Here is an 11547-nt window from a genome sequence, read left to right on the forward strand (position 1 = left end):
ATCTTCGTTGCTCAAAGCGTTACATGCCCCGGCATGCGCCCCTTTAAGCGCCTTGTGAAGAAAGCCGATCTCTTCGCCTAATTGGATAAACTATTTATTGCCTCGCCCCTAACGCCCCTAAATTTCATGACCTATCTGTTTGAGCAATGCCGCAATGGCGGCTTCATTGCGGCTGTAAAAATGCCACTGTCCCACCTTGCGACAATTCACCAACCCAACTTTTTGCAACTGCGCCAAATGTGCTGATGCCGTAGAACAAGAAAGCCCACTTTTTTGATGTATTTGCCCGGCGCACACTCCGGCATCTAATGAATGGACCTGTTCGGGGAAATTGTCTTTAGGCTGTTTTAGCCAGAGTAAAATCTGCCGCCGCAACGGGTGAGCAAGCGCTTTAATCGCCTCATCAAAAGCATCAGGCATCTGCGTGACTCCTCAGTAAATATAAAACGGGTTTTATGCGCACAGGAATTCGCATAAACCAGAAACTAATATCGCAACATTACGAAATATAATTCGTCTCAAAGCGAAACACAATCACAAATAGCCTGCCAGATAATTAACGCATCAAACCGTCCAACAAACCGCCCGTCAAAAGACATGCCACGACTTTTAAAAGCACCTCCGCAGACTCTGTCTACACTTAGAGCTATACCTCCATAAAACGAAGTACCAACCAACTATGGCTCGCACGTCAACGCAAGGACTATTACAGCGATTGACTGCCTTTAGGGATGGCACCCAAAGGCTTTTATGTTGGCCAGCATTATGCTGGTTATGTCTTTGCACGCTTGTACTTCCGGCCTACGCAATACCCGCGTCTAACCAATATGTTGCCGACTTTTGGTCTAGCCGCGACGGGCTTCCTGAGGGCGCCATTCTCTCTCTTTTCGAAGACAAAGAAGGCTGGCTGTGGCTAGGGACCGAGTGCTGCCTAGTGCGCTTTGACGGTGAACACTTCCATATTCTCGATGAAGAGCTTGCAGCACTAGGGCAATACAGCTTTGCACGAACATTATCATCTGATGGAGGAGAGGGTTTTTGGGCCAGTTTTGTGGGTGGAGTAGCGCATTACGATGGCGAAAAATATGAATGGTTTGGTGCCGAGCACGGGCTCGAGCATCCCTTTGTCTACGCCTTAAGTGGTAAGCGTAACCCTTGGATCGGCACTGGAGGCGATGGGGTTTGGCGCCTTATGGCGGGCCGATTTGAACGCGACCCCGGCTTTCCCAAGGAGTTTTCCGGTAAGATTAACGACCTTGTTATGGCCAGCGATGGCGTGCTTTGGGCCGCTACCGATAAAGGCGTGATTCGCCGGTTTTATGACGGCGTTTGGCACCAGGTACCCTTCCCTATCGCAGCCTTTAATGAAGTCATTACTCAGCTAGCCATCGACGCAGATGGCACCGTATGGGTGGGCAGCCAACAAGGTTTGGCGCGCTACTCCGACAAAGATGGCTTTCACACGATTGCCTCACTTGAAGCCACTTCCATATGCACACTCACCATCGATAAGGCCAACACCCTTTGGGTCGGCGGTGAAAGCGCCATATACCGTGTAAAAGATCATCAAGCCTACACCGTTCCGCATGCCATCACCGGCAAAGTCACCGCATTGTTAGAAGACTCTCACGCTAACATCTGGGTCGGTACCGAGGCCGGCTTAACCCGCCTCAAGCACAGCCTCTTTACAACCCAAGGGCAACTCGAAGGCCTTCCCCAAAATGACATAAAAGCGATTTCCCCACACCACCAAAGTGGCCTGTGGCTGATCGATAGCCGGGGTGGTGTTGGCCGGCTTGATGACGAGCGCTATACAGAAATTGCCCCCGCCGGCACAGTGCTGGGTAGCGGCATGCTCGGCCTCACAGGAGCCGACGATGGTTCATTGTGGCTTGCGAATAACACGTTAACTCACTTTACCGATGGCGGAGCAAAGCACTATACCCTGCCCAAAGGCGGGGCGGCTTTAGTCGAACCCGCGCACGACGGCTTATGGGTAGGACAAACCCAGCCCGATGGCACCAGTACGCTTAGGCACTTACCCGCAAGCTTACTAACACAACAAAACCGCGAGCTGAGCGACGTTAAGGCAATACCGCTACCTATCGATATCCGGCACCTTCAACGCTTGTACAGCGATAGGCAGCAACACTTATGGCTAGCCACCGGCGGCACCGGGCTGCTTCAACTCGACAAAACTGGTGACCTGATAAAACATTGGACCCAAGCCGATGGCCTGCCCAGCAACATTGTGTACAGCATGGTAGAAGACGCCGATGGCGGTTTTTGGATTGCCACACGCAGCGGCATTGCCTGGTTACACGACGGCATTATCACCAACTTCGCTATCACCTTAGGTGCCCCAATTCATTCACCGGTGCATATGTTTTTAGACCCCTCCGATCGCCTGTGGATAACCGCCGACGACGGTATACACCTCATCAATAGAGCCGCCTTTATGGCCGCCGCAAAAGAACCGAACAAAGCCATTTTCGAGCGCCTATTTAACACCCGCGATGGCCTGCGCAGCATGGTGGTCTCATGGCGGCGCGGTGGGCAGGCCGTAAGTGCTGACGGCACCCTGTCCTATGCCACCACTAACGGTCTGTCTCAGATTAGCCCCACCTTAATTTCCGATGAAATACCGCTCCCCCCGGTAGTGATCGAATCGGTAAGAGTCGGCAACCGCCTGACAAAAGAAGTCGAGCTTACGATCAACGACCGCCAACAACATGTGAGCGTGCGCTACACCGTACCCGATTTAAACAATGCACAACGCCTCGAATTCCGAACCCGCCTTAAAACACACAAGCGCCACGACGACGCCCCCTGGAGCCCAGCTACCGTAAGCCGAACAGTCCAGTTTTCTAACCTTGCCAAAGGGCATTACACGCTCGAAGTCGCCGCTCGCTATAAAGGCCAAGCTTGGGGCTCACACATTGCCAGCCTAACCATGGATGTGCCGCCGCACTTTTACGAGCGCTCGCTATTTCACCTCATAGCGGTTATCGCGTTTATGCTACTCACGCTCGCCTGGGCTAAGTCTCGATTATTGCGCGCCAAGCGCGCCGAAATTGTGCTGCGCAAACGCGTAACTGAACGCACAGCAGCCCTTAGCCATGAAATAGACGTGCGCATAGCCGCCGAATCCCGCGCTACCGAGCTCGCAGGCCACTTAGAAGAACGTGTTCGCGAACGTACGGCAGCACTAGAATTAGCTGAAATGGCCGTCCGCCGCAGCGAAGCACGCTTTGCTTTAGCCGCCAAAGGTGCCGAGGACGGCATATGGGACTGGGATATCACCCTAAACACGCTGTACCTATCACCTCGCTGGCAAGCGATTCTGGGCTATGGTGAGCACCAATTCCCTGCAACCCTAAGCGCCTGGCTTGAAGCCGTACATCCAGAAGATATTGACCGCCTACGTGACCTTCTGGTGTTTTCGCTCGGCGACGATAAATTCCGCTACGAATACCGCATACGCCACAAAGACAAACACTACATTTGGGTGCTAACACGCGGCGTGGTTATCCGTGATAGGGATGGTTCCCCCACGCGGGCAGCGGGATCACAAACCGATATTAGCGCGCGCAAAGCGGCTGATGCACAGTTAGCGAAAAGCCAAACCGAAGACATCGTCACCCGCTTGCCCAATCGCGTACTATTTGCAGACCGCTTAAATCAAGCGCTATTGCGCGGTCGCCAACAGAAGTCGCTGGTGGCCGTTATTTATTTGGACATAGATCAATTTAGAACCGTTAACGAGGAATACGGCCACGCCATCGGCGACACCGTTTTACAGCTATTCGCCACACGTATTAGCGAAACATTACGCAGTACCGACTCCGTCGCCCGTGTCGGCAATGATGAATTTGCAATACTGATAACCGAGGTGGCCAACACAGAAGAAGCCAACCTCGCCGCCGAACGCTTACGTAAAATACTAGAAGCACCCTTAATCATTGGGGACAAAATTTTACCGCTAACCTGCAGCATGGGATTAAAGCTAGCGCACCCCGGCGAAGCGACCCTCGAAAGCTTTTTGGTTGATAGTGAACAGGCTGTGGTACAAGCCAAATCGGCGGGCGGCGGGCGCATGTCGCTGTTCGATAATAAACTCAGTGAAGAAACTCGCGAGCGAAAAAGCTTAGAAGCCGAACTTAAACGCGGGCTCGAAAAATCAGAATTTGTATTGCACTACCAACCGCTTATTAGCTCGGCAACTGGCGCAGTGGTTGGGGTGGAAGCACTAGCGCGCTGGCAACACCCAAAACGCGGTTTACTCGCGCCCTACCACTTTATAGGCATGCTTGAAGCCTGCGGGTTAATTGTGCAATTTAGCGAATGGGTGTTACAAGCTGCTTGCGCCCAAGCCAAACAATGGCAACAAACGCTTGCATCGCCGATACGTATATCAATTAATGTACCCGCTCACCAACTAAATGATATCACGCTGTACAACGACATTAATTTAGCACTGAAAAAAGCCGACATCCCTGCTGATTTACTCGGCATTGAAATTGTCGAAACCAGCGTGCTTGAAACACGCCCCGATATTATTCAAAACCTTCAACGCTTAAGGGCCGACGGAATACAAATTTCAATTGATGATTTTGGCACCGGCTATAGCGCCTTTAGCTATCTGAATAAACTGCCCATTGATCGCATCAAAATTGACCGCTCATTCTGCCAAGGTATTCCAGAAGACCCACAGGCAAACAGTATTTGCTCCGCATTACTCGATATGGTCCGCAAACTCAACATGGAGCCCGTAGTAGAAGGCGTAGAAACCGAAGCCCAATATAATTTCATGTGCGAAAAAGGCACGCCGATTATTCAAGGTTACTACTTCAGCAAGCCATTAGATGTTCCAACCTGTACCGCTTACTTAAAACAAAACGCCTTAAAAAAAGCGGATATTTGATAGTAGCTACCGGCCACAACTTACACTACAAAGTACGCTGTACGCAGTACGCAAATTTCGTATCAACGATTATCTCCCCCTATTGAAACCTGCTAAACTTTGCAACCCGAGTTTAGGGGCGATGCAATAATAGATTGTCCAATTAGGCGCAGGGTTCTGCTTTCTCAACGAGGCACTGAAAGGGGCGCATGCCGAGGCATGTAACGCTTTGAGCAACGAAGATGAGGAAGTGGAGAGCAAGCATTAATGGATAATGTATTACTTCCTCGCCCCTCAGGCCCCGCACATGAAAAACCTCCTTTATATCGCCATTGTTCTATTCGCCATATCAAAACTTTTCAACTGCAGTAGCGCATCCCATTCAGTGGGTAAAACCTGTATTTTAGGTTTCTGCTTTGGCCCTAGTTTTGAGCTTGAACAGCGAGAGATATCAACAGCTAAAAAAACATTTACAGTAACAGGCTATACCGATGGTGAATTTTCCGACCATCAATTTTCTTTGGGCGAACACGGCGTTTACGAAGGCTTAAGTTTTGGCCTCGAAGAATCTGACATTTACGACTCGCTCACGGTAAAAAAACGCATGCACATATTGAACGACAAGGCCTACCAAACCTATCTAGAAAAATACCTGCGCGTCAAAAAACAATGCCCTGCCTCCTTTGTTCATCAAAACCTTGAAACGGCACTATTGATTCCAGCGTCCGATGAAATAACACAAGAATTTGAACACTACGAACTGCCCTTCAGCCCAGACGGTACGCCGTTTAAATTTGAAGGCTATGTAATGACGCCGAAAGAATCTTACGCCATTAGAGATGGCAACCGCCTTGAAATCACCTTAGCACGCCATGAGGGCGCACTGAGTAACGTAGGAAGCGCACAGCATTTAATTCGTTATTTTTTAGTCACGCGTATTCATTAGGGACGAGGAAACAATATTTCATCCACTAATACTTGATCTCGACCTCCTTATCTTCGTTGCTCAAAGCGTTACATGCCCCGGCATGCGCCCCTTAAAAAGTTTCTTTCAACATATTAAGCATATCGTCTACCGAAAGTTTCTGCGCCTGCTCGTTGCCGGCCAGTAACTTATCGGCTAGATCTCGCTTTTGTTGATGCAGGGCTACAATGCGTTCTTCAATCGTATTTTTGGCAATTAATCGATATATGGTCACAGGGCGCTTTTGCCCCATGCGATGTGCCCGGTCGGATGCTTGCTCTTCCACGGCAGGGTTCCACCATGGATCCATATGAATCACATAATCGGCTGCGGTTAGGTTCAAGCCAGAGCCTCCTGCTTTTAGGCTAATCAAAAAAACATCACCTTCACCATTTTGAAAAGCGTTCACGCGCACGGCGCGCTGCTTTTGCGGTGTCGAGCCATCTAGGTACTGATAAGGTATACCACGGGTTTCGAGATGCGTTTTAATTAGCTGCAGGTGACCCACAAACTGGCTAAAAATAAGGGCTTTGTGATTATTCTGCTGTAGCTCTTCTAATAGTTCATCCAAAGCCGCTAATTTTGCACTACCTAAAGTTGTTTCTGGCATTACCAGCTTTGGATTACAGCAAGCTTGACGCAGCTTTATTAACTCAGCCAACATTTTAATACGCTGCTCGCCTTCATTCGCTGTTTTACCCGCCTTGGTTATATTGTCTACCGCATTGCGCCTAAGAGCTTCGTAAAAGCTTTGCTCTTTCGCACTCAACTCTACGTGAATATTAATTTCGGTACGTGCGGGTAGCTCTGTTAAAACCTGGCTTTTCATTCGCCGTAAAATAAAGGGCTGGATTAACGCCCTCAATCCCAAACTCGCTTTCCTAGCCGCCAACTTATCCTCTTTAACATTGGCAATAGGTAAGGCATAACGTTCACCAAAACGCTTAACATTACCCAGCAAACCCGGCGTAATAAAACGAAAAAGGCTCCATAATTCTGTCAAATTATTTTCTATCGGTGTGCCCGTGGTAATCACTTTAAAATCACCTTTTAGCGCACAAGCAGCTTGCGTACGTTTGGCCAGCGGGTTCTTAAGGGCTTGGGCTTCATCGGCAATAATCGTATGCCACTTAACTTTGGCCAGTAATTCGCTTTCGCGCTGCAATAAGCCATAACTAAGAATGACGCAATCAAAGCTAGAAACATTCGCTAACAATTCACTGCGCTGCTCGGTACTTGTCGAATCCGAAAACAATTGCATATTCAGCGTTGGGGCAAATTTTTGCGCCTCCTGCAGCCAATTAAAACACACCGATGTGGGGGCTATAACAAGACTTGGGCCATTATTCGCTCGCGCCAACAATAACGCCAATGCCTGTAAGGTTTTCCCTAACCCCATATCATCTGCCAAACAAGCGCCGGCGCCCCAATGTGCCAACCGCGACATCCAATCAAAACCCACAACCTGATAATCTCGTAACTCGGCCTGCAAGGTAGAGGGCACAGTAGGCGCGATTTCATTGGATTCATGCATTTTTTGCGTTTGCGCTTCCCACGCATGATTCGTTTTCATGCGCATGCCGGTTGTGGCTTCGGCCACCTGTATACTCGCCAGCTGATGAAATTTACCACCTTCGGTAGCGTGATTAAGTTGATCGAGTTTTTCTCTTAGGTCCTGTGACAGCACCAATATTTGATCAGCACTTAATTGTACAAATCGACCGCTAGCCGCAGACACCAACTCTAATAGCTTACGCAACTCGATTACTTCGTTTTCATCAACCGCTAGCTCGCCACTAAGATCAAACCATTCACTTTTTTTATTCACCGCCAAGCTAAGATGCTGGCCATCCAATGTTTTCGATAAATTGATTTTTTTCCCTTTAGGCCAGCGCAAGCGCAATGCAAAAGGCATCGGATTCTTATTCACCACTCGCTCTAATTGCTCTAGTGCCTCTAGTGCACCTTGCAACTCATCTATAGCCAGCACGTTATCTGGCATCGCTAAAAAGTGCGGACAATGCTCATCAAGGGCATCAAGTAAAATTTGCTCTTGTAATAAATTTCGCTGTGTCGCAACACGGCGGCCGTCGATTTCGGCTGTCAAACTGGCATTGCCGGCAATGGGTTTAAAGGCAGGGCCTTTGTCGCCAAAAGGCATCACCACACAGGTAAATTCTAACCCCTCGCCTAAAGGCTGAATATTAATCACAACATGCTCGTCGCACGGCATGGTTTCAAGGCCAGTATCCAGCTCAGCGATGTCCGACTGAATATTGAGCAACGGCGCTATCGCCGACACGCTCTCTAAAACTTTCGCTTTGGCATGGACGGGGATCATCAGCCCTCCTTCCCCGACAATTTTTGCAACCTTTAAATGGGAAGCACTAAATACCGTAAAGCCATAACTTTGAGCGGAATACTCCTTTATCGAAAAGACTTCATCATCTTCAAAATGTGCCGGTAAATCAGCAATACTCAGCAGCAACTGATCACCTTGTTGACTAATCAGTAGTTCAGGCTCTTTTTGAATTAGATCAATGGCGTGCTCCAAATCGTGCGCTAAATACACATTATCAAGATCCTTAGCCGCAAGCAGCGCGCCAGCACCTTCCAAAACATGCTCTACTGAGGTGTAATAGCCCCAATTTTGATACGATTCAATCGCCCGACACATCACCTTATCGGCATCGCTTAAATACACGAAAGAATCATATTCCTTCGCTAAGCGCTGTAATGATACAGGGCGCCCTTTACTCCAACCTTTCGCTGTTTGCTTTTGCTCGCGGGCCTTAAACGCAACCCCATTCGAATTTAACGCCATTTCCCAAATAAGCCTTACCGGCTTATTTGTTTTTTTAACGGGCTCAGCGCCGGATGAATTATTGGTAGGACTCAGCGCTATCAGTTTTTCAAGGGCAAGGTCCCATTCAGCCTTCCTGCTAATTAAGTCGGGGAGCTGGATTAGCGATGTTACAGCCTTGTCTTTGGCGCTATTGTTAGAAGGCAGAGAAACCCTTGCTTTGAGTTGCTCACTCAATTCTGAAAATAGGCCCATCTCCATATCTGAAAAATATTCACAGCAATCATCCAGCAACTGACGCTGTGACTTATCCAGTTTTTGTCCACACCATGTGTTAGTTAAGCAATTGGCAAGTACCATTTGATAATAGTAAAAAGGATGTGCCGATAAGAATTTATTAAAAGGTCTATTATTGCCATCAGGCTTACCGCCAGAGACTAGTGTTTCGGCCGCACGATGTAGCGCCCAAAGCACGTAGTGATAATCATCGTCTGACTTTTTATCTGCAAGCTCAAAATCCACTTGATCGATCACACACTCATAATAACCAGCACTTTTTTGACTGGCCGAAATAAGTAGTGACAACTTGTAGAACAAACCTAAAGTGCCGCCAATATACTGTTTTTTTCGACGTGTATACTTATTTTTAGCCACAATAGATTTTTCAAACAAAGCTTCTGCAGACTCAAAATCCCCCATTAAAAAGAGATAGGTAGCATTTAACTGCAAGCCATAGCAGGTTGCATCATTCGCGGGCAGCAATTTTTTAAAGTCATCAAAACGATAAGCATAAAGATAACATTCGCAAAGTAGATGCATAAGTCCGGTATTGCCAGGATTATGCTCACAGACTTGTTCAAGTAAAGTAAGATGGTAACCATTTGAGCGCCCAAACCGATACCGTTGCGCAACCCAAACCGCAAAACTTTGATACTGCAGCTGATCAGGTAAAGCCAAAAAGCGCTGTAGATCGAAGGAAATAAAACATAGTTCAATCAACGCCTGACTTTTATAGACATTAATAATTTGTGGATTTTTATCAAATTCTAATAATTCAATAACTTCCTCATAACGCGCCATGAAAAAATAATCGCGCACTAGGCATTCAGTATCGATTGGCTGGCGCTGCCATTCATAAAGGCTGCGAATAGGTATATTTTTTTCTAGCTGCTCGATTAAACCCACATAACTGTGATCGGCGATGCAGTCTTCGACCAAGCGATTCGACAACAGAAGATTGAGTTGTATACCGTCTTTATCTTGGGAGATAAAGTTGCCCTTAACGAGCTTATCTTTGTGCTCTGACTTTAAGCCTTTAAGTTTTACACCGGTCAAATGCTGTGCGCTAGTCCCTAGCGCGGTTAACAACTTATTCAGTTTACTGGCACCGATGGGTTTATACATTACAGCCAGTAACTTCAATACTGTCTGCGTATAGGCATCCAGCGCTTGATAGGCGGCATAAAGTTCATCAACGTGCTGAGCGGTTGTAGCAGAAATTTTCATAGGTATTCAGGCAATTTCAAAGGTAGTCGAGCAAGAAAGGCCGCCAATTTAACAATAAAGCTTAGCGCCTGCAAACTAACGAAAACGCCTATTCGTCGCACTCGCCACAAACGCGACAAGCCTCTTAGAGTCGTAGTCAGCTAAGTACAGGGCCGGTACAATACCGCACTCATTTTTATCACTCAGTAGAGGGTTTCAACCTTGTCCATTAGATCACTCGTCGCCACTGTCTGTTTTTTAACCGTCGCGCCATGCTGGGCGATATCCAACATCGAAAGCCAGCGCCCTGGGGAACTTAAAGAGGGTGTAAGCGGGCAGCTTTCTGTTGGCCTTAGTGGTAAAACCGGCGACAAACGCGAAGAAGACTACACCTTTAATGCGCGCCTAAACTACCGCCAAACCAACGATTTATTTTTTTTGATTGGCTCACACGAATATGGCTCGACGCGTACAATCAAAGACACCGACGAATCTTTTATCCACGGGCGCTGGATTCATAACTTTAATCAGAAGTGGGCTGGCGAAGCCTTCACTCAATGGGAAGAGGACCAGTTTGCCAACTTGGAGTCGCGCACCCTTCTCGGCGGCGGCGCGCGTTATTTAGCAGCACATAAAGAAGGTGTTTACGCGCTAGCTATTGGCCTTGGCGCTTTTCATGAGGCTGAAACACTGGACCTTTCAACCTATCAACAAAACACCGACACTTTACGCATCAACGCCTACTATTCTTACAGCCATCAACTAAACGCTAATACATCCATCGCCAGCACCACCTACCTGCAACCCTCTAGCGATAATTTTGATGACCTACGCGCCCTTTTTACATTTTCATTGAATGTCAAAATGACAAATTCGCTAACATTATCGATTGGTTATCAAGCCAAGCACGATAGCCTACCCGCCAAAAACCTCGACGCCGATCCAATTATCGACAACAGCAAAACTAATACCGAATACTCCACGTCACTGACCTATCAATTTTAGCCGGTTTAGATCGTACTGAATTAGGCTTCGATAAAGCGCGGTAGAATAGATAAGGAACAATTTATGCGAATTATTCATATTATTTTACCGGGGCTTTTAGTGGCTGCCACCGGTGTTGGCGCTGGCGATTTAGCCACCGCCAGTATTGCAGGTAGCTTGTTAGGCGTATCGGTACTATGGGCCGTTATCGCTGGCGGCGTGATGAAATACTTTTTAACAGAAGGCATTGGCCGCTGGCAACTCGCGAGCCAGCACTCGCTTTTAGCGGGTATCAAAATGCATTTCGGCCGCATTGTTGGACTATGCTTTTTACCCTACTTATTATTGTGGTCTTTTTTTGTGGGCGCGGCCTTAATTTCGGCTTGTGGCGTAACCTTAAATGCGCTG

The 11547-nt window shown here is 47.9% G+C and carries 6 protein-coding genes; 4 read left to right on the forward strand and 2 right to left on the reverse strand.

Features of this window, described 5'->3' with window-relative positions; translation table 11 throughout:
* Positions 1–117: 117 nt before the first annotated feature.
* Positions 118–420, reverse strand: a complete 303-nt coding sequence (locus AC3A8L_RS15265) for an ArsR/SmtB family transcription factor (RefSeq protein ID WP_487963132.1) — start codon at positions 418–420, stop codon at positions 118–120.
* Positions 421–679: 259 nt separating this feature from the next.
* Here AC3A8L_RS15265 and AC3A8L_RS15270 point away from each other — a divergent pair, with 259 nt between their 5' ends.
* Together AC3A8L_RS15270 and AC3A8L_RS15275 are read left to right on the forward strand one after the other, a co-directional pair.
* The gene (locus AC3A8L_RS15270; RefSeq protein ID WP_487963133.1) at positions 680–4924 is read left to right on the forward strand and encodes an EAL domain-containing protein; all 4245 of its coding nucleotides are present in this window, start codon (positions 680–682) and stop codon (positions 4922–4924) included.
* 286 nt (positions 4925–5210) lie between these two features.
* A complete protein-coding gene (locus tag AC3A8L_RS15275; RefSeq protein WP_487963134.1) occupies positions 5211–5849 on the forward strand; it encodes a hypothetical protein in 639 nt (212 codons plus the stop codon).
* A 91-nt stretch (positions 5850–5940) separates the two neighbouring features.
* Here the strand turns inward: AC3A8L_RS15275 and AC3A8L_RS15280 are convergent, their stop codons facing one another.
* The gene (locus tag AC3A8L_RS15280) at positions 5941–10176 is read right to left on the reverse strand and encodes a DEAD/DEAH box helicase (RefSeq protein ID WP_487963135.1); all 4236 of its coding nucleotides are present in this window, start codon (positions 10174–10176) and stop codon (positions 5941–5943) included.
* 201 nt (positions 10177–10377) lie between these two features.
* Between AC3A8L_RS15280 and AC3A8L_RS15285 the strand changes: the two genes are divergently transcribed.
* Both AC3A8L_RS15285 and AC3A8L_RS15290 read left to right on the forward strand, forming a co-directional pair.
* Positions 10378–11160, forward strand: coding sequence for a DUF481 domain-containing protein (locus AC3A8L_RS15285; protein ID WP_487963136.1), 783 nt, complete (start codon positions 10378–10380; stop codon positions 11158–11160).
* Positions 11161–11223: 63 nt separating this feature from the next.
* Positions 11224–11547, forward strand: a 324-nt coding sequence (locus AC3A8L_RS15290; RefSeq protein ID WP_487963137.1) for an Nramp family divalent metal transporter, incomplete at its 3' end; no start/stop codon positions are given.

The sequence above is a fragment of the Marinagarivorans sp. genome (genome assembly GCF_982758155.1).

Coding starts and splice junctions, on each gene's coding strand:
- AC3A8L_RS15280 (WP_487963135.1), bottom strand. CDS start 10,176: ATGAAAATTTCTGCTACAACCGCTCAGCACGTTGATGAACTTTATGCC.
- AC3A8L_RS15275 (WP_487963134.1), top strand. CDS start 5,211: ATGAAAAACCTCCTTTATATCGCCATTGTTCTATTCGCCATATCAAAA.
- AC3A8L_RS15265 (WP_487963132.1), bottom strand. CDS start 420: ATGCCTGATGCTTTTGATGAGGCGATTAAAGCGCTTGCTCACCCGTTG.
- AC3A8L_RS15270 (WP_487963133.1), top strand. CDS start 680: ATGGCTCGCACGTCAACGCAAGGACTATTACAGCGATTGACTGCCTTT.